At 68.4% G+C, this 21,163-nt stretch carries 17 protein-coding genes and 1 pseudogene; 11 read left to right on the top strand and 7 right to left on the bottom strand.

The window, feature by feature from the left end; all coding sequences use genetic code 11:
• Nucleotides 1–115: 115 nt before the first annotated feature.
• The 4 genes from ABNX08_RS32630 to ABNX08_RS32615 all read left to right on the top strand — a co-directional run bounded on the left by ABNX08_RS32630 (nucleotide 116) and on the right by ABNX08_RS32615 (nucleotide 4,871).
• On the top strand, nucleotides 116–898 hold the full coding sequence (locus ABNX08_RS32630; RefSeq protein ID WP_022537318.1) for a (Fe-S)-binding protein: 783 nt from the start codon (nucleotides 116–118) through the stop codon (nucleotides 896–898).
• Complete coding sequence (locus ABNX08_RS32625; RefSeq protein ID WP_022537317.1) at nucleotides 895–1,602, top strand: LUD domain-containing protein; 708 nt, start codon at nucleotides 895–897, stop codon at nucleotides 1,600–1,602. The genes ABNX08_RS32630 and ABNX08_RS32625 overlap by 4 nt, the downstream gene beginning before the upstream one ends.
• Nucleotides 1,599–3,044, top strand: coding sequence for a LutB/LldF family L-lactate oxidation iron-sulfur protein (locus tag ABNX08_RS32620; protein WP_022537316.1), 1,446 nt, complete (start codon nucleotides 1,599–1,601; stop codon nucleotides 3,042–3,044). The genes ABNX08_RS32625 and ABNX08_RS32620 overlap by 4 nt, the downstream gene beginning before the upstream one ends.
• Before the next feature lie 126 nt (nucleotides 3,045–3,170).
• A complete protein-coding gene (locus ABNX08_RS32615; RefSeq protein ID WP_022537315.1) occupies nucleotides 3,171–4,871 on the top strand; it encodes a lactate permease LctP family transporter in 1,701 nt (566 codons plus the stop codon).
• Nucleotides 4,872–4,950: 79 nt separating this feature from the next.
• On the opposite strand, the gene ABNX08_RS32610 is transcribed toward ABNX08_RS32615, so the two are convergent.
• The 3 genes from ABNX08_RS32610 to ABNX08_RS32600 all read right to left on the bottom strand — a co-directional run bounded on the left by ABNX08_RS32610 (nucleotide 4,951) and on the right by ABNX08_RS32600 (nucleotide 9,038).
• The gene (locus ABNX08_RS32610; protein WP_022537314.1) at nucleotides 4,951–6,072 is read right to left on the bottom strand and encodes a CaiB/BaiF CoA-transferase family protein; all 1,122 of its coding nucleotides are present in this window, start codon (nucleotides 6,070–6,072) and stop codon (nucleotides 4,951–4,953) included.
• A 17-nt stretch (nucleotides 6,073–6,089) separates the two neighbouring features.
• A complete protein-coding gene (locus ABNX08_RS32605) occupies nucleotides 6,090–7,064 on the bottom strand; it encodes a tripartite tricarboxylate transporter substrate binding protein (RefSeq protein WP_022537313.1) in 975 nt (324 codons plus the stop codon).
• A 174-nt stretch (nucleotides 7,065–7,238) separates the two neighbouring features.
• Nucleotides 7,239–9,038: an acyl-CoA dehydrogenase family protein gene (locus tag ABNX08_RS32600; RefSeq protein WP_022537312.1), complete on the bottom strand. Its 1,800-nt coding sequence runs from the start codon at nucleotides 9,036–9,038 to the stop codon at nucleotides 7,239–7,241.
• Between the two features lie 121 nt (nucleotides 9,039–9,159).
• On the opposite strand from ABNX08_RS32600, the gene ABNX08_RS32595 reads away from it, so the two are divergent.
• The 4 genes from ABNX08_RS32595 (at nucleotide 9,160) to ABNX08_RS32580 (ending at nucleotide 13,040) form a co-directional block, all read left to right on the top strand.
• Entirely contained in the window at nucleotides 9,160–10,095 is a 936-nt protein-coding gene (locus ABNX08_RS32595; protein WP_022537311.1) for a LysR substrate-binding domain-containing protein, read from the top strand.
• A 413-nt stretch (nucleotides 10,096–10,508) separates the two neighbouring features.
• A complete protein-coding gene (locus tag ABNX08_RS32590) occupies nucleotides 10,509–10,823 on the top strand; it encodes a FeoA family protein (RefSeq protein ID WP_041681655.1) in 315 nt (104 codons plus the stop codon).
• Between the two features lie 14 nt (nucleotides 10,824–10,837).
• Nucleotides 10,838–12,697, top strand: coding sequence for a ferrous iron transport protein B (gene feoB / locus ABNX08_RS32585; protein WP_022537309.1), 1,860 nt, complete (start codon nucleotides 10,838–10,840; stop codon nucleotides 12,695–12,697).
• Between the two features lie 25 nt (nucleotides 12,698–12,722).
• Nucleotides 12,723–13,040, top strand: coding sequence for a DUF6587 family protein (locus ABNX08_RS32580; protein WP_022537308.1), 318 nt, complete (start codon nucleotides 12,723–12,725; stop codon nucleotides 13,038–13,040).
• A gap of 431 nt (nucleotides 13,041–13,471) precedes the next feature.
• On the opposite strand, the gene ABNX08_RS32575 is transcribed toward ABNX08_RS32580, so the two are convergent.
• Entirely contained in the window at nucleotides 13,472–14,779 is a 1,308-nt protein-coding gene (locus ABNX08_RS32575; RefSeq protein WP_041681654.1) for a hypothetical protein, read from the bottom strand.
• Between the two features lie 409 nt (nucleotides 14,780–15,188).
• Between ABNX08_RS32575 and ABNX08_RS32570 the strand changes: the two are divergent.
• A pseudogene (locus tag ABNX08_RS32570) lies at nucleotides 15,189–15,911 on the top strand (2-isopropylmalate synthase); the annotation flags it as partial.
• Between the two features lie 389 nt (nucleotides 15,912–16,300).
• Nucleotides 16,301–16,948, top strand: coding sequence for an OmpW family protein (locus tag ABNX08_RS32565; protein ID WP_022537304.1), 648 nt, complete (start codon nucleotides 16,301–16,303; stop codon nucleotides 16,946–16,948).
• 79 nt (nucleotides 16,949–17,027) lie between these two features.
• Here the strand turns inward: ABNX08_RS32565 and ABNX08_RS32560 are convergent, their stop codons facing one another.
• Nucleotides 17,028–18,506 (bottom strand): AMP nucleosidase, encoded by a 1,479-nt coding sequence (locus ABNX08_RS32560; RefSeq protein WP_022537303.1) that lies wholly within the window; start codon nucleotides 18,504–18,506, stop codon nucleotides 17,028–17,030.
• A gap of 195 nt (nucleotides 18,507–18,701) precedes the next feature.
• Between ABNX08_RS32560 and ABNX08_RS32555 the strand changes: the two genes are divergently transcribed.
• Nucleotides 18,702–19,091, top strand: a complete 390-nt coding sequence (locus ABNX08_RS32555; RefSeq protein WP_022537302.1) for a GNAT family N-acetyltransferase — start codon at nucleotides 18,702–18,704, stop codon at nucleotides 19,089–19,091.
• 42 nt (nucleotides 19,092–19,133) lie between these two features.
• Here the strand turns inward: ABNX08_RS32555 and ABNX08_RS32550 are convergent, their stop codons facing one another.
• The gene (locus ABNX08_RS32550) at nucleotides 19,134–19,895 is read right to left on the bottom strand and encodes an NADPH-dependent F420 reductase (RefSeq protein ID WP_022537301.1); all 762 of its coding nucleotides are present in this window, start codon (nucleotides 19,893–19,895) and stop codon (nucleotides 19,134–19,136) included.
• A 192-nt stretch (nucleotides 19,896–20,087) separates the two neighbouring features.
• Nucleotides 20,088–21,134, bottom strand: coding sequence for an MBL fold metallo-hydrolase (locus tag ABNX08_RS32545; protein ID WP_022537300.1), 1,047 nt, complete (start codon nucleotides 21,132–21,134; stop codon nucleotides 20,088–20,090).
• Nucleotides 21,135–21,163: the final 29 nt, after the last annotated feature.

The following is a 21,163-nucleotide window of genomic DNA, read 5'->3' as shown; positions in this document are numbered from 1 at the left end:
CCGTCGCCCCTCGCTCCCGTGCCTTCCCGCGGACTGGTCCAACCAATTTGAACTGCCGCCCGGAAGCGGGAATTATGCGCCGAAACGTGCGACCCCAGCACGTCCGGAGCGAGACATGAAGGATCGTCAGTACCCCACCGGCCCTGCGCCCACGCAGTGCTACCTGTTTGCCACTTGCCTGGTCGACCTGTTCGTCCCCCAGGCCGGGCTCGACGCCGTGCGGCTGCTCGAGCGCGAAGGCCTCACCGTTCACTTCCCGCGCGCGCAGAGTTGTTGCGGCCAGCCGGCCTACAGCAGCGGTAATCCCGAGGCGGCCCGTGCCGTGGCGCGCGCGCAGCTCGACCTGTTCAGCCAGCCATGGCCGGTGATCGTGCCGTCCGGCTCGTGCGCGGGGATGATGCGGCACCACTGGCCGCAACTGTTCGCCGATGATCCGGTGGCCGGGCCCAAGGCGCGCGCGCTGGCCGAGCGCATCTACGAGCTCAGCGAGTTCCTGCTGCACGTGCTGAAGGTGGACTTCGGCGACGCACTGCCCGCGGGCCAGGCGCAGGAGCGCATTGTGCTGCATACCTCGTGCGGCGCCCGTCGAGAAATGGGTACGCGCGGGCACGGCGTGGCGTTGGTCGATGCACTGCCGGGCGTGACGCGCGTGGAGCATGAACGCGAGTCGGAGTGCTGCGGCTTTGGCGGCACTTTCTCGCTCAAGCACGCCGATATCTCCGGCGCCATGGTGCGCGACAAGGTCGCCTCCGCCTGCGCCACCGGCTGCGATTGGCTGGTGTCGGCGGACTGCGGCTGCCTGCTCAATATCGGCCACACCGCGGCGCATGACGGCGCGCCGCTGCAGGTGGAACACCTGGCGAGCTTCCTGTGGCGCCGTACCGGAGGTGAAGCATGAACCCGCTCAGTGCCCGCGAGCGCATGCTCGGCCGGCTGCGCGCCGCCGCGCCCGCCCCGTCGCCCTCCACCGCTGAACTCGACAGCCGTATCGACAGCCATTTCGAGGCGCGCCGCCGGGGCCCCGCGGATATCGATGCCCGGGTGACCGCGATGCGCCTGGCGCTCGAAGCCTCGCACGCAGAAGTCTGGTGCGCGGGGGAGGATGCATGGCCGGCGCTGCTGGCTGCTGCGCTTTCCGACGCAGGCGTCCGGCGCCTGCTGCTCGATCCATCCAGCCGCGCCGGCGCGGCGCTGGCAGGCGCGTTGCCGGCGCAAATCGAGGCCATTGGTTACGACCGCCCCATCGAGCAGTGGAAGGCCGAGTTGTTCGACACCGTCGACGCCGGCTTTACCGTGGCCCGTTCCGGCATCGCCGCAACCGGCACGCTGATCGTCGCGCCGGATGCGGGTTCGCCGCGCACGGTGTCGCTGGTGCCGCCGCTGCATATCGCGCTGGTGCGGGCTTCCACGCTGCATGAAGACCTGCACATGGCCGCGCGCGCCGAACGCTGGCGCGACGGCATGCCGACCAACCTGGTGATGATCTCGGGCCCGTCCAAGACCTCGGACATCCAGCAGACGCTGGCCTACGGCGCGCACGGGCCGCGCCGTCTGTGGGTCGTCATCGTGATGGACACCGAAGCGACGGAGGGCCGGGCATGAGCCAGAGCACACTGCATTTCATTCCCGCGCAGGACTTCAAGGCGCGCGCGCGCGAGGCGCTGGACGATCCCAAGCTGCGCCAGAGCTTTCGCGGGGCGATGGATTTCCTGCAGGGCAAGCGCCTGGCGCAATTCCCCGATGCCGACGAACTGGAACGCCTGCGCGACCTTGGCGAAGCGGTGCGCCAGCACGCGCTGGCCAACCTGCCCGACCTGCTGACGCAGCTCGAGGCCAGGCTCATGGCCGCCGGCGTGCAGGTGCACTGGGCCGAGACCGCCGACGAAGCGAACCGGATCATCCACGGCATCGCCGCCGCGAAGCAGGCGAAGCGCGTGATCAAGGGCAAGTCGATGGCCAGCGAGGAGATCGAGCTGAACCATTACCTGGCCGAGCGCGGCGTGGACTGCATCGAATCCGATATGGGCGAGTACATCGTGCAGCTCGCGGGCGAAAAGCCTTCGCATATCGTGATGCCGGCGATCCACAAGACCAAGGGCGATATCGCCACCTTGTTCGAGCAGCACATCCCCGACACGCCCTATACGGAGGACGTCGACACGCTGATCCAGACCGGCCGGCGCGCGTTGCGGCAAGCCTTTGTCGAAGCCGACATCGGCCTGTCCGGCGTGAACTTCGCAGCGGCGGATACCGGCACGCTGTGGCTGGTGGAGAACGAAGGCAACGGCCGCCTCTCCACCACCGTGCCTGACGTGCATATCGCCATCATGGGCATGGAAAAGGTGGTGGCCAAGCTCGAGCACATCGTGCCGCTGTCCAGCCTGCTGACGCGCTCCGCCACCGGGCAGGCCATCACCACCTACTTCAACCTGATCTCTGGCCCGCGTCGCGAGGGCGAGCGCGACGGCCCGCGCGAGGTGCACCTGGTGCTGCTCGATAACGGCCGCACCCAGGCCTATGCCGACGCGCAGCTGCGCGCGACGCTGCAATGCATCCGCTGCGGCGCGTGCATGAACCACTGCCCGGTCTATACGCGCATTGGCGGGCACGCCTATGGCACGACTTATCCGGGCCCGATCGGCAAGATCATCTCGCCGCACCTGCTGGGGCTGGAGGCCACCGCCGACCTGCCGACCGCGTCGAGCCTGTGCGGCGCCTGCGGCGAGGTGTGCCCGGTGCGCATCCCGATCCCGCAATTGCTGGTGCGACTGCGCACGGAATCCAATCGCGATCCGGAAGAGCAGGTTGCCAATCCGCTGCGCGGACAAGGCGCGAAGTACAGCCGCGGCGAACACCTGGTGTGGCGCTTCTGGAGCGGGGCGTATTCGCATCCCACCACCTACCGTTTGTTCCGCTGGGCGGCTACGCGGCTGCGTGCGCTGGCGCCGGCCAAGCAGATGGGGTGGACGCAGCACCGGACGCCGCTGCAACCGGCGGCGCGAAGTCTGGCGGATCTGCTGAAGGAACGAGGACAGCCGGAGTAGGCGGCGGTTTTCTCCCTCTCCCGCTCGCGGGAGAGGGCAGCCAACCATCGGGCAGCGAAAAGCCCGATGCGTCGGCCACGACAACAAAACATCCCCTGAAACACCACTGAAGTAGGAGACTGAGCAGTGCAACCCTGGACCCAACTCTATACGCCGCTGGGCAGCCTGTGGCTGTCGGCGCTGGCGGCGGCCATCCCTATCCTGTTCTTCTTCATGGCGCTGGCGGTCTGGCGCATGAAAGGCCATATGGCCGCGGCGCTGACACTGCTGCTGGCGCTTGGCGTGGCGATCTTCGCCTATGGCATGCCGGCGCAGCAGGCGTTCGCTGCGGCGGGTTTCGGCTTTGCCTACGGGCTGTGGCCGATCGCCTGGATCATCGTGACCGCGGTGTTCCTATACAAGATCGTGGTCAAGACCGGCCAGTTCGACGTTATCCGCGCCTCGGTGCTGTCCATCACCGACGACCAGCGCCTGCAGATGCTGTTGATCGGCTTTGCCTTCGGCGCTTTCCTGGAAGGCGCGGCGGGCTTTGGCGCCCCAGTGGCGATCACCGCGGCGCTGCTGGTCGGTCTGGGCTTCAACCCGCTGTATGCCGCGGGCCTGTGCCTGATCGCCAATACCGCGCCGGTTGCGTTCGGCGCGATGGGCATCCCCATCATCGTGGCCGGACAGGTCACTGGGCTGGACCCCTTCCATATCGGTGCCATGGCCGGCCGCCAGCTGCCGCTGCTGTCGCTGCTGGTGCCGTTCTGGCTGGTGTTCATGATGGACGGCGCCAAGGGCGTGCGCGAGACGTGGCCGGCGGCGCTGGTCTGCGGCGGCAGCTTTGCCGTGACGCAGTACTTCACGTCAAACCATATCGGGCCCGAGCTGCCGGATATCACCTCGGCGCTGGTCAGCCTGGTGTCGCTGGCCGCGTTCCTGAAGGTGTGGCAGCCGCGCAGCGCGTCGCAACGCGCGGGCGGCGCCGTCGGGGGCGGCACCATGGCGCTGTCGGGCTTCGGCGGCGGCTTTGGCGGTGCGCCGGTGAGCCGCAAGGCCTCGCCCTACACCATGGCGCAAACACTGCGTGCGTGGGCGCCGTTCGGCATCCTGACCGCGATTGTCACGGTGTGGAGCCTGCAACCGTTCAAGGCGCTGTTTGCCGCCAATGGCGCGCTGGCCGGCACGGTGCTGAAGTTCAAGGTCCCGGGCCTGGACCAGATGGTGATCAAGGCTGCGCCGATCGTCGCCACGCCCAAGGCGTATGACGCGGTGCTGAAGCTCGACCTGCTGTCCGCCGTGGGCACTGCGATCCTGCTGACCGCGCTGATTTCGGCGGTGCTGCTGCGCATGAAGCCGCGCGATCTGGTGGCGACGTTCGGCCAGACGCTGGTGGAACTGGCGCGCCCGGTGCTGTCGATCGGCCTGGTGCTGGGCTTTGCCTTTGTTGCCAACTACTCGGGGATGTCGTCGACGCTGGCGCTGCTGCTCGCCGGCACGGGTGCGGCGTTCCCGTTCTTCTCACCATTCCTGGGCTGGCTGGGCGTGTTCCTGACCGGTTCGGATACGTCGTCCAATGCGCTGTTCTGCTCGCTGCAGAACACTACTGCGCACCAGATCGGCGTGTCCGATACGCTGATGGTGGCGGCCAACACCACCGGCGGCGTGACCGCCAAGATGATCTCGCCGCAATCGATCGCGGTGGCCTGCGCGGCGACCGGGCTGGTGGGCAAGGAATCGGAGTTGTTCCGATTTACCGTGAAGCACAGCCTGCTGTTTGCAGTGATCATCGGCATCATCACGATGGTGCAGGCGTATCTGTTGCCGGGGATGATTCCCGGTTGATGGGGCGGTGCCCTGATGGCAAGAAAGGCGGCCAGTGGGCCACCTTTCTGCATTTGGACAGGACCGAGGGCGCTGGTGCCTAGTCGAGGAACTCGTTCCCTTCGCTCAGCGGCGCGTGCCGATATGTTGCCGGCGTCCGGCTCAGCTTGACCGGCGCCCCCAGCCCCTTGTAGCCGCCCGGCATCTCCACCACCATCTCGCGGTGCATCGTATGCGGATGCTGCAGGGCGTCGGCCACGGACAACACCGGCGCACAAGGCACCCCTGCCGCCACCAGCGTGTCGGCCAGCACCTTGCCATCGAGCTCGCGCAGCTTCGCTTCCAGCTCCGCCTTCAGCGCCACGCGATTCACCGAGCGCGCGCCGGCGGTGGCATAGCGCTCATCCTCGGCGAGGGCAGGCAGCTGCAGGTGCTCGCAAAGAATCCGGAACTGCCGGTCATTGCCGACCGCGAGGAAGATCGGGTCCGTTGCCGTGGCAACGGTGTCGTAGGGATAGATGTTCGGGTGCGCGTTGCCGGTGCGCTGCGGCGTCTTGCCGCTCATGAACCAGTTGGCCGCATGCGGATGCAACAGCGACAATCCGGAGTCATAGAGCGCCGCTTCGACGAACTGCCCGCGGCCGCTGCGCGAGCGTTCCTGCAACGCGAGCAGCACGCCGATTGCCGCGTTAAGGCCGGTCACCATGTCGACCACCGGCAAACCCACGCGCAACGGATCGCCGTCGGCTTCGCCGTTGATGCTCATGATGCCCGACATGGCCTGGATCGCGGCGTCGTAGCCGGGCAGGCCGCCGAGCGGGCCGTCGGCACCGAAGCCGGAGACGCGGCAATGCACCAGCCGCGGGAAGCGCGCCGACAGCGTGTCGTAGCCCAGCCCCCACTTCTCCATGGTGCCGGTCTTGAAGTTCTCGACCAGCACGTCGGCATCGGCGAGCAAGGCCAGCAGCACCTCGCGATCCGGCTCCTTAGCCAGGTCGAGACGCATCACGCGCTTGTTGCGGTTCAGGCCGAAGTAGTACGAGGCCACGCCGTCCCTGAACGGCGGCCCCCAGGTGCGGGTGTCGTCGCCCTGCGGCGGTTCGATCTTGAGCACGTCGGCGCCGTGGTCGCCGAGGATCTGGCCGCAATACGGGCCGCCCAGGATGCGCGACAGGTCGACCACGCGGATGCCGGCGAGCGCGCCGGGGCTGGATTGGGTCATGGCGGGTTCCTCTTTACTTAGTCGAGCTGCGCGCCCGACTTCTGCACCACGGCGCGCCACTTGCCGACCTCGGCCTTGACGAAGCCACCGAGCTGCTCCGGCGTGGTCGAGGGTGCGAACTCCAGGCCCTGCGCCTGCAGGGTCTTGCGCACCTCGGGCTGCTTGAGCGCATCGGCAAAGGCGCGGTTGAGCTTGCCGATCACTTCCGGCGGCGTGCCCGCGGGCGCGACCACGCCAAAGAACACCGAGACATCAAACCCGGGCACGCCCTGCTCCGCAACGGTCGGCACATCCGGCAGCGCCTGCGAGCGCGCCTTGGTGGTGACGCCCAGCGCGCGCACCTTGCCGCTCTTGATAAAGGGCATCGCGGTCAGCACGTCGGTGAAGGTCATGCTGACCTGGCCGCCCAGCAGGTCGTTCAGCGCTGGGCCGGTGCCTTTGTACGGGATGTGCTGGAAGTCGGTGCCGGTGACGTTGTTGAAGAGCACGCCCGCGAGGTGCGACGAGGCGCCGTTGCCGGACGAGGCGTAGGTCAGCTTGCCCGGATGCGCCTTGCCGTAGGCGATCAGTTCGGTGACATTCTTCGCCGGCACGGACGGGTTGACCACCAGCACGTTGGGCAGCTGGCCGATCTGGATCACCGGGGCGAAGCTCTTGACCGGGTCGTAGTTGATCTTGCGGTAGAGGCTGACGTTGATCGCCAGCGGCGCGGAGGTGCCGAACATCAGCGTGTAGCCATCCGGCTCGGCGCGCGCGACCACTTCGGCGCCGATATTGCCGCCGGCGCCGGCGCGGTTCTCCACCACCACGGGCTGGCCCAGGCTGGACTTGAGCGCGGCGGCGAGCGTGCGCGCCATGGCGTCGGTGGGCCCGCCCGGCGGATAGGTGACGACCATCATGATCGGCTTGGTCGGGAAATCCTTCTGGGCGAAGGCGGGGGCGATGCAGAGCGTGCAGGCGGCAATGGCCGCGAGGCGGTGCCAGAGTTTCATGGCGTTGTCTCCTGGTGTTGGACGTCTCCCGCGTGGGGCGGGATGGGGTTGCGGGGGCTTTGGGGAGAGGGGTGGTTCAGCGAGGGGCTACGCATCTGGAGGCGCGTGCCCTCTCCCCCGGCCCCTCTCCCGCAGGCGGGAGAGGGGCGCAAACAAGCGGTGGGGGTTTTTTGGTCAGAACACGTTGACCTCGTCGACCGCGCCGGCGGCGCGCACCACGCCATCGGCGGGCGGTGCCACGGTGTCGGCCAGCCATTCGGGCTCCACCTGCGCGGCGAGCGGGTCCTGCGGCAACACGCGATGCCGCAGCACCAGCTGCGCCAGCCGCATGCGGCGCACCGAGCCGATGCGGCCGGCTTCCCACGCCATCGCCACGGCGCTGGTCACGTGGTACAGCGCGGAGGCCGCCTGGCGTGCCAGCAGGTCGCCGTCGGCACCGGCCTCCGCGGCGTGCGCAGCGAGCTTCGCGGCGGCGGCGATGGCGCCTTCGAACACCACGCGCGCCTGCGCATGCATCGGCGTATCCGCCAGCAGCCCGGCCAAGTGCGCCTGCAGCACCGGCAACGCGCCTTCACGGCGAATCGCCCGCAGTACGTCCAGCGCCACGATATTGCTGGTGCCTTCCCAGATCGAGCCCAGGTGGGCGTCGCGCACCAGGCGCGGATCGCTCCATTCCTCGATATAGCCGCAGCCGCCGCGGATCTCCATGGCGTCGCCGGTGACCTTGCGCGCGTCGCGGCAGGCGCGGAACTTGATCAGCGGAGTCAGAATGCGCATCAGCGGGTAGGCATCGGCCTCGCCGGCGTCGGCGCGGCGCAGCGCTTCGGCGGTCTGGAACACCATGGTGCGCGCCTGCTCGGTGGGCAGTGTCAGCTTGAGCAGCTGGCGGCGCATCAGCGGCATGTCCTGCAGCCGTTTGCCGAAGGCCTGGCGCTCGCGGGCGATGAACAGCCCCTCGGTCAGCGCCCGGCGCATCAGGCCGGCGGCGCGCACGCCGTTGGACAGGCGCGAGTTGTTGATCATGTCGGCCATCTGCACGAAGCCGCGGCCGAGCTCGCCGACCAGGTGCGCATGCGCGCCTTCGAGCCGGATCTCGCCGCTGGCCATCGAGCGCGTGCCGAGCTTGTCCTTCAGGCGAATGATGCGGTAGTGGTTGTCGCCGCCGTCGGTCAGCTTGCGCGGCAGCAGGAACAGCGACACGCCCTTGATGCCGGGCATGGCGTTGCCGGCTTCGTCCTCGACGCGCGCCAGCACCATCGCCAGCGCGGCGTCGGGGTTGGAGCAGAACCACTTGTCGCCGGACAGGCGCCAGCCACCCTCGGCGCCCGCGTCGCGCACCGCGCGGGTGGCGATGGCGGCCACGTCGGAGCCGGCGCCCTGCTCGGTCATGAACATCGCGCCCTGGTACAGGTCTTCGAACACCTGCGTGGTCAGGTTGGGCAGGAAGCGATTGACCAGCGCCGGATCGCCGAACTTGCGCAGCGTGCGCGTCAGCGAGTCCGTCATCGACAGCGGGCAGCACAGCCCGAACTCGGCCTGCACGAAAAGATAGGTGAGTGCATACTTCGCCGCTGGCGGCATGGGCTTGTCCCAGCCGAGCACGCCGCCGCGGTGCGACGCCGCTGCCAGCCCGAACTCGGCAAAGGCCACGCGCTCCAGCTCGACATAGGCCGGATGCTTGTCGATGTGCTGCGCGTCTACGCCGGCGCGGGTGCGGTAGCTCAGCGTGGGCGCGTTGTGGTCGGCCACGCTGGCCAGCTCGTCGAGCACGCCGCCGGCCAGCGCGCCCATGCGCTCAAGGTGCGGCAGCAGGTGGTTGAACAGGTCTGCCGGCAGGTAGAGCGGCAGCAGCGCGCGCAGCTCGGGATCGGCGCTGAACAGGCTGCCGCCGTGGCGATCGGGTACCGGATGGGCGGTGGCCGGGGTTCCGGCATGGGCTTTGGGTGCGGTATCGCGCACAGCGTTGGTTGGCATGGCTGGGTCTCCTCGAGGCGGGCGGGTCGCTGCGGCCGACCCTCTGACCTCAATTATTGGAACCCCAAGGATTTGCGTCTAATTCTAAAATTGGCTTGATCCATATAATTTTTGTATCGCCATGGAATTCCGCCACCTGCGTTACTTCCTCGTGCTGGCCGAGGAACTGCACTTCGGCCGGGCCGCCCGCCGGCTGGCCATCTCGCAGCCGCCGCTGTCGCTCAATATCCAGCAGCTCGAGGCATCGCTCGGGGCGCGGCTGTTCGACCGCGATAGCCGCGGCGTGCGCCTGACCGCGGCCGGGCGGGCCTTCCGCGAATCGGCCACGGCGCTGCTGGCGCAGGCCGAAGCCGCGCGGGTGCTGGCGCGCGAGATCGAGGCCGGCGCGGTCGGCAGGCTGCGGGTGGGCTTTGTCGGGTCGATGCTGTACCGCGGGCTGCCGCAGTTCCTGCGCGATTTCGAGGCGGCGTATCCGGGCATCCAGGTGGCGCTGACCGAGCTGAACTCGCAGGAACAGATCGACGCGCTGCTGCACGACGAACTGGATGCCGCCTTTATCCATACCGGCCGCGTGCCCGAACCGCTGCAGGCAACGCTGGTGCATAGCGAGCCCTTTGTCTGCTGCCTGCCCGCCGACCATCCGATGGCCAGGCGCGACGAATTGCCGCTGGCCGAGCTGCGCGACGAGCCGTTCGTACTGTTCTCGCGCAAGGCGTCGCCGGACTACTACAGCCGCATCTTCGACATGTGCGCGGCGCAGGGCTTCTATCCGCAGATCCGGCACGAGGTGCGCCACTGGCTGTCGGTGGTGTCGCTGGTATCGCAGGGGATGGGAGTGGCGGTGGTGCCCGCGGCGCTTGCGCGCTCGGGCATGGCCGGCGCTGCGTTCCTGCCGCTGGCGGGCACCGCGGTTCGCTCGGAGGTCTATTGCGTGTGGAAGGCGGCGCCGGATCATCCGGCCCGCGACAACTTTGTCGCCATGATCCGTACAACGACAGGCCAAGCCCAGGCAAGCGCCCAAGAAAAAGCCACCGGCCCAACGGCCGATGGCTTGTGAAGTACGCGTGGAACGGGGTGTTCAGCGTGCTTGCAGCTTAACGCCACGGGCTGACGGCATCCAATAACGCAAATGTAGTAATTGCATCGCTTTGCATGAAGCCGGCAGCATTCGGCTTCGCACAGCCGAATGCTGGTGCGCCAGGCTGAATCGCCGGCACCCCAGGCCCATGCTGGAATGGCGCGCGGGAACTCCCTGGGCTGTACCAACACTCCCATCGCAAGCGGTTATCATTCGCCTCCTGCCGCGCGCCTGGGCGCGGGCAGCCGCCGGCATGCCCGCCCCCTGTGGGGCATCGCCGCGCCCCATTTGCGATACAATGAAAACGATTTTCATTTACGTACCCCGGCGGGGTCCTGCCGGCCGCATGGCGGCCCCCTGGCGGCAGACCGCGCCAACGGACTGGAAGCATGATGCGCTTGTCTGAACTTCCACGGCGCACGCCCGCCGTTGTGCAATCGGTGGACGACGCCACGCCGGGGGATCCGGTCGCGCGCCGCCTGCGGGAGCTGGGCTTCGTGCCCGGCGAAGCGGTGCAGATCATCGCCTACGGCCCCTTCGGCATGGATCCGCTGGTGGCGCAGGTGGGCTTCACCCGCTTTGCGCTGCGCCGCTCGGAAGCGGCGCGCATCGGCGTCGAGATCGCGAGCGCCACGGTCACCAGCATCGCCCCCGCCACGCAGGCGGACGACCAGCCCGGCACCACGACGGCCAAACGGACCGCCTGATCCTCCCCCGGAATATGTCTGCAGCAGCTCCCTCTACTTCTGCCCTGCGCATCGCGCTGGTCGGCAATCCCAATTGCGGCAAGACCGCGCTGTTCAACCGCCTGACCGGCAGCCGCCAGAAGGTGGCCAACTACGCCGGCGTGACCGTCGAGCGCAAGGAAGGCTATTTCGTGTCGCCGGCGGGGCGCCAGGTACGCATCCTGGACCTGCCCGGCGCCTACAGCCTGCACGCGGCCAGCCTCGATGAAGCCATCACGCGCGACGTCTGCCTGGGCGTGCGCGCGGGCGAGCAGCGCCCCGACCTGCTGGTCTCGGTGGTCGATGCGACCAACCTGCGCCTGCACCTGCGCTTCGTGCTGGAACTACGCCGCCTGGGCCTGCCGATGGTGGTGGTGCTCAATATGAGCGACGCCGCCGCGCGGCGCGGCATCCAGATCGACCGCGACAAGCTGGCGGCGGCGCTCGGCGTACCGGTGGTGAGTACCGTGGCGGTCAGGCGCGACGGCGCCGCGGCGCTGATCCAGTTGCTCGACGACACGCTGCCGCCAGCCCCGCCGTCCAGCCCGGAGCCGGCCAGCGACGTCGACGTGCATGCCGAGGTCAACCGGCTGCTCGCCGCCGCGGTCAGCATGCCGGCGCGCACCGCAGCACTGGATGACCGGCTCGACCGCATCGTGCTGCACCCGGTGTTCGGCCTGCTGCTGCTGGCCGTGCTGCTGTTCCTGATGTTCCAGGCGGTGTTCTCCTGGGCCGAGCCACTGATGGACGGCATCGAGGGCGGCGTGCACTGGGCCGGCGAGCTGCTTGGCGCCTACCTGCCCGACGGCATGCTCAAGAGCCTGCTGGTCGACGGCCTGGTGGCGGGGCTGGGCAGCGTGGTGGTGTTCCTGCCGCAGATCCTGATCCTGTTCCTGTTTATCCTGACGCTGGAAGAATCCGGCTACCTGCCGCGCGCGGCCTTCCTGCTGGATCGGCTGATGATGGGCGCGGGGCTGTCGGGGCGTTCCTTCATCCCGCTGCTGTCGAGCTTTGCCTGCGCCATCCCCGGCATCATGGCCACGCGCACGATCCAGGATCCGCGCGACCGGCTCACCACCATCCTGGTGGCGCCGCTGATGACGTGCTCGGCGCGGCTGCCGGTCTATGCGCTGCTGATCGGCGCCTTCATCCCCCAGCGCACGGTGCTGGGCCTGTTCAACCTGCAGGGGCTGGTGCTGTTCGCGCTGTACGTGGCGGGCATCGTCAGCGCGCTGGTGGTGGCCTACGCGCTCAAGTTCTTCCGCCGCGACCGTACCGATCATCCGCTGCTGATGGAGCTGCCCTCGTACCGCATCCCTAACCCGCGCGATGTGGCCATCGGCCTGTGGGAGCGTGCCCGTATCTTCCTGTCGCGCGTGGGCAAGGTGATCCTGGCGCTGACGGTGCTGCTGTGGTTCCTGTCGACCTTCCCGGCGCCGCCCGCAGGCGCGACCGGTCCCGCGATCGACTACAGCTTTGCCGGCATGATCGGCCACGCGCTGCAGAAGGTGTTCGCGCCGGTGGGCTTCAACTGGCAGATCTGCATTGCACTGGTGCCGGGCCTGGCCGCGCGCGAGGTGGCGGTGGGTGCGCTGGCGACGGTCTATGCGCTGTCGGGCAGCGAAGACACCGTCGCCACGCAGCTGGCGCCGATGATCGCGGCGCAATGGTCGCTGGCCACCGCGCTGTCGCTGCTGGCGTGGTTCGTGTTCGCGCCGCAGTGCATCTCCACGCTGGCGGTGATCCGGCGCGAGACCAACTCGTGGAAGGTGATGGCGGTGTCGGCCGCCTACCTGACCGGGCTGGCCTACCTGGCGTCGTTCCTGACCTACCGCATCGCGCTGCTGTTCAGCTGACGCTGCTACGTCTTCATTTGCTGCCATGACTCCCTACCACGCCATCGAAACGCTGCTGGTCCCGCTGATCGTGCTGGCGTGCGCGCTGTCGGTGCTCGCGCGCTACGCGCCGCGCACGCGCGAGCGGGTCAAGGCGGCGCTGGCGGCGCGCCTGGGCGGGGCTGCCGCCACCGGCCTGCGTGGCCGGCTGGTGCGCTGGCTGGCGCCGCAGGCGGCCGCGGGCTGCGCCAGCGGCTGCGACGATGGCGGCTGCAATACCTGCGGCTCCAATACCGCGAACACCACCGAGACGCAGCAGGGCAAGCCTGCCGAGCAGGTGGTGCGCTTCGTGCGCAAGCGCTGAATCGCGCGCTTTTCTTCCCTCACGCTTTCACGCAGAAACGGGTACGCCCGCTGCTTCCGCCCGGCGCGGAAGCAGCGGTTTGCACTCGCTTGTACGAGCCATGGTGGCTGTCCGGCGTCGCCCGGGTGCGCGTGCGAAGGCTTATGCCGACGCACGCAGAAATGGGTACGCATGGCATGTCGCGCGTGTGGTGCCATGAGATTGCAGGGGCCGGCAAAGGTCGGCGCATGCCTGTCTTGTCGGCTTGTATCGGGCTGCGCCCGGCATCGGAAATGCGCTTCGTGGCGTCACGCAGAAATGGGTACGCTTTGCCCTCATCCCTCTCCCGCAAGCGAGAGAGACGGGAGCAAAACCGCGCAGCGAGAGTCCGGCCCCAAACGCAAACGCCCTCCATCCGGAGGGCGTTTTGCATGGCGCGGGAGACCTGATGCTTACTTGACGGTGCCGAAATAAACCAGCTTCAGCGCCGTGTTGTCCGCCACCGCGTTACAGGTCACGGTGATGGTGAAAGCGCCGGGCGCCGTGCCAGAAACGTAGTTCTGGTTCGGCGTAAAGCCCGGCGTCAGCTGCACAGGGCCGGTGCTGGCCCACGCCCAGTTGGCGCACGCGGTGTACTGCGCGTCGTTGCCCAGGTTCTTCATGCGTGCCGTCACGGGGATGCTCATCGGCGGCATCAGCAGCAGTGCCATCGGCTGCTGGTTGTCGCCGACCAGCGCCCACTTGGGATGCTCGGTCACTGACAGGCCGGCGCTCGGACGAGCGGCAAGCTTGGTGCTCACCGCAGTCACTGTCAGTGTGCTCTGCACCGGGCCGGTGTCCTTGGCAAGGCTGGTCTGGACCGTCGCGTCATGCGTGCCGGCCGCTTCCGACGCGGACAGCGTGGGCGACGTGGCGGTGTAGGTCCAGGTGCCGTCAAACTCCGCTGTCACGTCCTGGCCGTCATTGCGCAGCACGCGCGAGGTGATGGTCGCCGGGCGGTCGTTGAACACCTGCAGCGCGTCCACGGGCTGGCCATTCTGCGTGGTCACCACGCGATACGTGGCCGTACCGTTCTTCTGCACCGTCACCGCGATCACCCCGCCGAGCGCGCGGCCATCGGGCGCCGTGACCGACACCGTGACGTTGGCCGTGGCCGCGGTGGTGGTCGAGCTGTTGCTCGCCTGCAGCGTGGCGCTGTTCTGGTTGGCCGTGACCTGGACCGCGGCGCCGCTGCTGGCCCATGCCCAGCTGTTGACGCTCGCCGAAACGTCGCTGCCGTTGCTGTCGATCAGCGATACCTTGACCGGCAGGGTCTGCCCGTCGCTCATCGACAGGCTGGTATTCGGGATCGACAGGCTGTACGACAGCGCAGACGCCGGCACCACCGTGATGGTGGCAGATTGCGCGGGCAGCTGCACGGTCGTGTTGTCGGCCTTCTTGACGGTCGCCACCACCTGCACGGTGGTCGAGCCGGTGGCAACGCCCCGGACCACGGCGCTGCCAGGTGTGGCGGCGCTTGACTCCACGCTGGCAACGGCGCTGTCAGTGCTGGTCCAGGTAAAGGTGGTGTTGCCGCTCACGTCGACGCCGTTGTTGTCCACCGCCAGCGCGCTGATGGTGAGCGTGCGGCCCACGCCAACCGAGCCGGAGGTCACGCTCATGCTCATGGTATAGGTCAGCGGCGTGGTGCCGCCTGCGTTTGGCGTGGCGGGCGCGCTCGAACCGCCACCGCCACCGCAAGCCGCCAGAAGAAATGTCATGGCAGTGCCTGTCAGCCAGGATGCCCACGTTCTCAGTCTCATGATGTTCCCCCCAGTCATGTGTTTTTTCCCGCGCTACCAGCCTAGGCGCAATGGCGCCAGCGCTGTACCGGCCAGACGACTGAGCGGCGGCGCACGGATGGTGAGGCGCTCTCATCCTTTCAGCGCAGGGGCCACCGCCATACGGGCGAGACTCCCGCCCCCGGCGCGGCCGCGCTGGAAGCGCGCCACCACCGTTTGGCGCAGGCGCGCCTCCCGCTTCCAGCGCAGCTCCCCCGATCGGGCCACGCCGCCATCGACCGCCCTCGCTGCCCGCGCGCGCGTGCTGGCGGCCCTGGCATCGGCCCGCGCCCTGCGCGCTTCCTCGCTACTGCTAAGCCTGCCGACCGGTTGCCGGGCCTAGGGCCCCGTGGCAGTTCGGCAGCCTTTCGCCACCCCTTTTCCGTTTTTCGTTTTCTGCGTCAAGTACCAGCCCGCCGCCACCGTCGACATTCCCGACCGCACCTGGCCCAGCCAGCGCATCACGCGCGCACCGCTGTGGATGAGCACCGACCTGCGCGATGGCAACCAGGCGCTGATCGAGCCGATGAGCCCGGCGCGCAAGCTGTGCTTCTTTGAACAGCTGGTAAAGATCGGCCTGAAGGAAATCGAAGTGGCATTCGCCGCGGCGTCGCAGACTGACTTCGATTTCGTGCGCATGCTGATCGAAGAGGGGCGCATTCCCGACGACGTCAGCATCGTGGTGCTGACGCAATCGCGTGAAGACCTGATCCGCCGCACCGTCGAGTCCGTGCGCGGCGCGGCGCGCGCCACGGTGCACCTGTAGAACCCGATCGCGCCGGCGTGGCGGCGCATCGTCTTCAATGCTTCGCGCGAAGAGATCAGGGAGGTGGCGGTGTCGGGCACGCGCCTGATCAAAGCACTGACCGATGCCATGCCCGAGGCGGTATGAACCTATGAGTATTCGCCCGAGACCTTCAGCCTCGCCGAACTCGACTTCTCGCTGGAAGTGAGCGACGCCGTCTCCGCGGCCTGGCAGGCCGGCCCGAGCCGCCCGATGATCCTTAACCTGCCGACCACGGTGGAATGCAGCACGCCTAACGTGTTTGCCGACCAGGTCGAATGGATGCACGCGATCGAGGCCTGACGCATCGAACGCCGCGAGGAAAGCTGCAAGAAAACCGGTGTGCCCCGCCCCCACGGGGCACACCCGGAAAGACGCCCTTGCGGACGCCCACGACATGCCCGGTGCCAAGGCGCCCGCCGCTTGCTGCGTGCACGCGGGCGCCGATCTCCTGCACAGCGTAAGGGCCCGCGCCGCGCCGCGCCACGAATAAATCCGCATGTGTTTAGAAGCGCCACGGCAGCGGCACTACGGGCTGCGCGCGCACTAGGCACGCGCTGTGGCGCCATCGCGACGCCGCGACGCCCTGCCATGAGACTTGTTCTGCATCAAGACCGGCCCAAGGCCCCTCGGCCACACTGGGCCCGGATTTCTTACCAGACCAAGTCAGAAACATCATGAAGAAGCTCTCTCTCCGCACCCGGGTCACCTGTTCCGCCATCGCCGCCGGCGCCCTGCTCGGCGCCTTCGCCACGCCGGCCATCGCCGCCGGCGATGAAGCCCAGGGCAACTGGATGGTGCGTCTGCGCGGCACCTACCTCGACATGGCCAACAGCTCCGATCCCGTGGGCGGCGTGGGCGCGTCGGACCGCATCACGGTCAACAACAAGTGGATTCCCGAGTTCGACGTCACCTACTTCTTCACACCCAACATCGCCGCCGAACTGGTGCTGACCGTGCAGCAGAAGCAGAACGTCTACCTCGACGGGAACAAGGTCGGCACCTTCAAGCACCTGCCGCCGACGCTGCTGGTCCAGTACCACTTCATCCCTAACGGCACCTTCCGTCCGTATATCGGCGCCGGCCTGAACTTCACCCGCATCTGGGGCGAGAACATCGCCAACAACTCGCTGCAGCTGGACAGCTGGAGCGTGGGCCCGGCGCTGCAGATCGGCATGGACTACAAGCTGACCAAGAACTGGTTCCTGAACGCCGACGTCAAGAAGATCTGGCTGTCGAGCGACGTCAAGGCGGGCGACGTCAAGGTGTCCAAGGTGAGCCTGGACCCGTGGCTGTTCAGCATGGGCGTGGGCTACCGCTTCTGATCCTGAAGTCCCATGCAAAAGGCCGGCGCCATTCGGGCGCCGGCCTTTTGCTTTTGCCGGGACGCAGAACTGCGCAGGCCTAACGGAACGCCGGCTCGTCAAAGCTGCGCAGCTTGCGCGAGTGCAGCTGCTCGACACCGTTCTCGCGCAGGATGCGGATCGCTTCCAGGCCGATGGTCATATGCTGGCTGACGCGCTGGCGGTAGAAGGCATTGGCCATGCCGCGCAGCTTCAGCTCGCCGTGCAGCGGCTTGTCCGAGACGCACAGCAGCGTGCCATAGGGCACGCGCAACCGGAAGCCGTTGGCGGCCACCGCCGCGCTTTCCATGTCGATGGCGATCGCGCGCGACTGGTTGAAGCGCGCGTACAGCGACTTGGACTTGAGCTCCCAGTTGCGGTCGTCGGTGGAGACCACGGTGCCGGTGCGCATGCGGGTCTTCATCTCGTTGCCGGACAGCCCGGTCACCCGCGCCACCGCCTCCTGCAGCGCTACCTGGATCTCGGCGATCGGCGGCACCGGCACCCATGGCGGCAGGTCGTGGTCGAGCACGTGGTCGTCGCGCACATAGGCGTGCGCCAGCACGTAGTCGCCCAGCTGCTGCGAGCGGCGCAGGCCGCCGCAGTGGCCCACCATCAGCCAGCAATGCGGGCGCAGCACAGCGAGGTGGTCGGTCATGGTCTTGGCGTTGGACGGACCCACGCCGATATTGACCAGCGTCACGCCCAGCTTGTCTTCGCGCACCAGGTGGTAGGCCGGCATCTGCGGCAGCGCGCGCGGGCGCGTGGCGTCCTCAGGCTCCACGCCCCCCAGCTCCTGCACCACGTCGCCGGGCTCGACAAAGTGGGTGTAGCCGCCGCCATCGCTGCTGGCCATCAGCCCGCGTCCGAGCGCGACGAACTCGTCGACATAACGCTGGTAGTTGGTGAACAGCACGAAGCGCTGGAAATGCTGCGGCGCCGTGCCGGTGTAGTGGTACAGCCGCTGCAGCGCCAGGTCCACGCGCTCGGCGGGGAACAGCGACAGCGGCCAGGCCTCGCCCGGGATCGGCTCATAGGTGCCGTTGGCGATGCCGTCGTCGATCCGGCTCAGTTCGGGCAGCACGAACGAGGCTTCGAGCTCGCGCGCCTGGGTGTAGCTGATGTCGGTGGTCGAGGCCTCGATCACGAATGGCAGCGGGATCGGCCGCCGGCTCAGCCCCACCACCACCGGCACGCGGTGGTAGCGCATCAGCCGCTCGATCTGGTCGCGGTAGTAGTCCGCCAGCAGGTCGGGGCGCGTGACCGTGGTGCCGTACACCCCAGGGTAGGCCACCGTGCCCCATGACGGGCGGCTGTCGGTGACCATGGTTTCGATATTGACCGAGATGCCCAGGTACGGATAGCACGCGTGCGCGGCCGAGGGCAGCGGCTTGCCGCTGGCGAACGCGTCAAAGCGCGCGCGCACGGCCCCGACCGAGGCCTCGTAGATCTCGCGGATGCGCGCCAGCGCGGCGTCGGCGTCGGCGAACTCGGCCAACTGGTCGGCCGGATGGGCGGAGGAAAAGACGGGGGCGTTCATGGAGCCATGATACCGCGCCGGCGCGCGGGCGGGAGGCGCGTCCCACCCCACCACAGGCCAAATTGACGCGCCCGCGCCCGCTCGCTACACTCCGCCAATTGTGCGGCACGGGTTCCCGTGCCGTTCTCGACTCGCGGCGCCCCTGGTGGCAAGGGGCGGCGAGGGGCCGTACATGCTTTACTGGGAGAGCCGCCAATGGAAATCCGTAACCTGTTGCCCGAGGACATCGAGGCAGCCAGACAACTACTGATCGCCAACGGCTGGGCTCAACGGGTGGGCGGCCCGGACAAATTCGCGCGGCTGGTCGCCAATTCCCAGCGCGTAGCCGTTGCGGTGGAGAACGGCGAGATCGTCGGCTTCGCCCGCGCACTGTGCGACGACGTCTCTGACGGCTTCCTGTCGATGGTTGCGGTGGCACCCAGCCATCGCCGGCGCGGCATCGGCCGCGCCCTCGTGCGGCACATCATGGGCAACGACCCCGACATCACCTGGATGCTGCGCGCCGCGCGCTCCTCCGAAGCCGCGTTTTTCGGCCAGCTCGGCTTCACGCCGTCGATGGTCGCGATGGAGCGGCGCCGGCCCTGAATCGCCCCTGAAATCGCCCCTGAGCGGCCCTCCGGCGGACCGTCAGCGTCCGCCCATCTTGCGCCGGAATTCCTCGGCCGTCCCGACCTGCCGGAACAGCGGCCCACCCGGCGCAAAGCGGTCCGCGCTCGCCAGCGGCCCCACCACCACCGGTTCGAAACCCGCAGCGCGCACCAGTTGCGCGGCCACGTCGAGCGCGGCCTTGTCGTCGCCCGCGATGGGCACCGCCACCAGCCCGCCCCTGCGGTGGTGCTCGCTGGCAAACTGCGCCGCCCCCATGAAGTTGAAGGCCCGCACCACGCGCGCGCCGCGCAGGTAGCGCGCGGTGGTGAGGCCGATGCCGTCGCGCTTCGCCTCCTCGGTGATCGGGCCATCGCGGTGCTCATAGGCGTTGGTGGCATCGAGCACGATCTTGCCTTTCCAGGCATCGGCATGGTCGCGGCTGAGCTGCGGCAGCGCGCCGTAGGGCGTGGCCAGGAACAGCACGTCGGAAAACGCGATGGCCTCGGCCACCGTGCCCGCGCGCGCAAGCGGACCCAGTTCTTCCACCAGTGGCTTGAGTGCCTCAGGGTGCCGCGAAGAGAACAGGACCGGGTGCCCGGCCTTGACCCACAGCCCGCCAATGGTGCCGCCGATCCGGCCCGAGCCGATCACGCCGATGCGCTGCGCGGCGGCGCCGTCGCGGCCCGCGGCCGGGCTGCCCTGCGCGCAGGCAGCCCGCGGCAGGACGAGTACAAAGGCGGCCGCGGCGGCGCCGAGCAGCCGGCGGCGAGCGGAATTGAGCCCAGATGCGCTGGTGTGCATGGCAAATCCTCCGGCAGTGGACAGGTGATCCGCACGCCGTACGCGCCGCGCGGGGGCCACTGGATGACTCTAGGCGAAAAAGGCGGCAAGGCGAGGGAGAAGGCAACGACTAGGCAACAACAAGGCGGCCAGCACGCGTACCCGCAAACGGCAACGGCTGCGCATGCGGCCGTTGCCTTGGTCGACCGGCCGTTATCGGTCCGTACGGATCGGTCCGTACTCGGCCGGCACCCAGGTGTACCCGGCCGCGTCGCGACGCACATGGCCCAGCCCCGGGAACGGCAGGTGCGCGCCGCCCACCCACAACCGGCCCTTGGCCGCATCGGCCAGGATGCGCTTGCGCGTGATCACCGCCGCGTGGCTGTCCGTGTCGAACTCGATGGCCACCTGCGGGCGCCGGAACTGCACCGCATGGCTGTGGATGATGTCGCCCCACAGCAGCAGGCTGTCCTTGCCCGAGGTGAACACGTAGCCGCTGTGGCCGGGCGTATGGCCGTAGGCCGGCACCGCACGCACGCCCGGGATCGGCTCGGCGCCCGCGCCGCCGTTGAAGGAGCGGAAGCGGTTCGCCGCCTGGTATGGGGCGACCGCCGCACGCGCCATCGCAAACAGGCCCTGCGCGTCCTTCGGCGCGGCCGCCGCGGTGGCCTCGTTCAGCCAGTAATCGGCATCGGCCTTGTCGACATAGACCGTGGCATTGGGGAACGCCGGCTGGCCGTTGGCGGCCAGGCCGCAGGCGTGGTCGCCGTGCAGGTGAGTCAGCAGCACGGTGTCGACCTGCTCGGGCGCATATCCCGCGGCGCGCAGGTTCTCGCCGATGCGGCCCAGCGTCGGCCCGAAGCAGCCGGCCGCGCCGGTGTCGACCAGCACCAGGTTGCGGCCGGTGTTGATCAGGTACGCATTGACCGCGGTCTGCATGCCCGGCGTCGATTCGACGAACATCCGCGCCAGCAGGCTCTGTACCTCGCGCGCGCTGGTGTACTTGAGGATCTTCGGGTCCAGGTCGATGTAGCCGTCGTAGAGCGCGGTGACTTCGAGCTGGCCGACCATCATGCGGTAGTAGCCGGGCACCTGGGTCTTCTGCTGCGCGGGGGGCGTCGCCTGGGCCCTCGCCTCGCCGGCAGGCAGCACGGTGGCACCCACGGCAACAGCGATTGCGGCGCCCAGCACGGCCACCGCCGGCAGGCGGCGCTTCGCCGGGCAGGAGGTTGCGTGGCGCACGTTAGACTGCAGCTTCATTCCTGTTCCTGTTCTGGTTGGTGTTGTCG

Source organism: Cupriavidus sp. DF5525, from assembly GCF_040149425.2.
Taxonomy (GTDB): Bacteria; Pseudomonadota; Gammaproteobacteria; order Burkholderiales; family Burkholderiaceae; genus Cupriavidus; species Cupriavidus pickettii_A.
Note: the sequence above shows the minus strand (reverse complement) of the source record. Positions and strands in the feature narration are given on the sequence as shown.

Bases quoted from the DNA above. Each gene is read 5' to 3' on its own strand.
- ABNX08_RS32630 (WP_022537318.1), top strand. From the start codon at position 116: ATGAAGGATCGTCAGTACCCCACCGGCCCTGCGCCCACGCAGTGCTAC.
- ABNX08_RS32625 (WP_022537317.1), top strand. From the start codon at position 895: ATGAACCCGCTCAGTGCCCGCGAGCGCATGCTCGGCCGGCTGCGCGCC.
- ABNX08_RS32620 (WP_022537316.1), top strand. From the start codon at position 1,599: ATGAGCCAGAGCACACTGCATTTCATTCCCGCGCAGGACTTCAAGGCG.
- ABNX08_RS32610 (WP_022537314.1), bottom strand. From the start codon at position 6,072: ATGACCCAATCCAGCCCCGGCGCGCTCGCCGGCATCCGCGTGGTCGAC.
- ABNX08_RS32605 (WP_022537313.1), bottom strand. From the start codon at position 7,064: ATGAAACTCTGGCACCGCCTCGCGGCCATTGCCGCCTGCACGCTCTGC.
- ABNX08_RS32600 (WP_022537312.1), bottom strand. From the start codon at position 9,038: ATGCCAACCAACGCTGTGCGCGATACCGCACCCAAAGCCCATGCCGGA.
- ABNX08_RS32595 (WP_022537311.1), top strand. From the start codon at position 9,160: ATGGAATTCCGCCACCTGCGTTACTTCCTCGTGCTGGCCGAGGAACTG.
- ABNX08_RS32590 (WP_041681655.1), top strand. From the start codon at position 10,509: ATGCGCTTGTCTGAACTTCCACGGCGCACGCCCGCCGTTGTGCAATCG.
- feoB (WP_022537309.1), top strand. From the start codon at position 10,838: ATGTCTGCAGCAGCTCCCTCTACTTCTGCCCTGCGCATCGCGCTGGTC.
- ABNX08_RS32580 (WP_022537308.1), top strand. From the start codon at position 12,723: ATGACTCCCTACCACGCCATCGAAACGCTGCTGGTCCCGCTGATCGTG.
- ABNX08_RS32575 (WP_041681654.1), bottom strand. From the start codon at position 14,779: ATGACATTTCTTCTGGCGGCTTGCGGTGGCGGTGGCGGTTCGAGCGCG.
- ABNX08_RS32565 (WP_022537304.1), top strand. From the start codon at position 16,301: ATGAAGAAGCTCTCTCTCCGCACCCGGGTCACCTGTTCCGCCATCGCC.
- ABNX08_RS32560 (WP_022537303.1), bottom strand. From the start codon at position 18,506: ATGAACGCCCCCGTCTTTTCCTCCGCCCATCCGGCCGACCAGTTGGCC.
- ABNX08_RS32555 (WP_022537302.1), top strand. From the start codon at position 18,702: ATGGAAATCCGTAACCTGTTGCCCGAGGACATCGAGGCAGCCAGACAA.
- ABNX08_RS32550 (WP_022537301.1), bottom strand. From the start codon at position 19,895: ATGCACACCAGCGCATCTGGGCTCAATTCCGCTCGCCGCCGGCTGCTC.
- ABNX08_RS32545 (WP_022537300.1), bottom strand. From the start codon at position 21,134: ATGAAGCTGCAGTCTAACGTGCGCCACGCAACCTCCTGCCCGGCGAAG.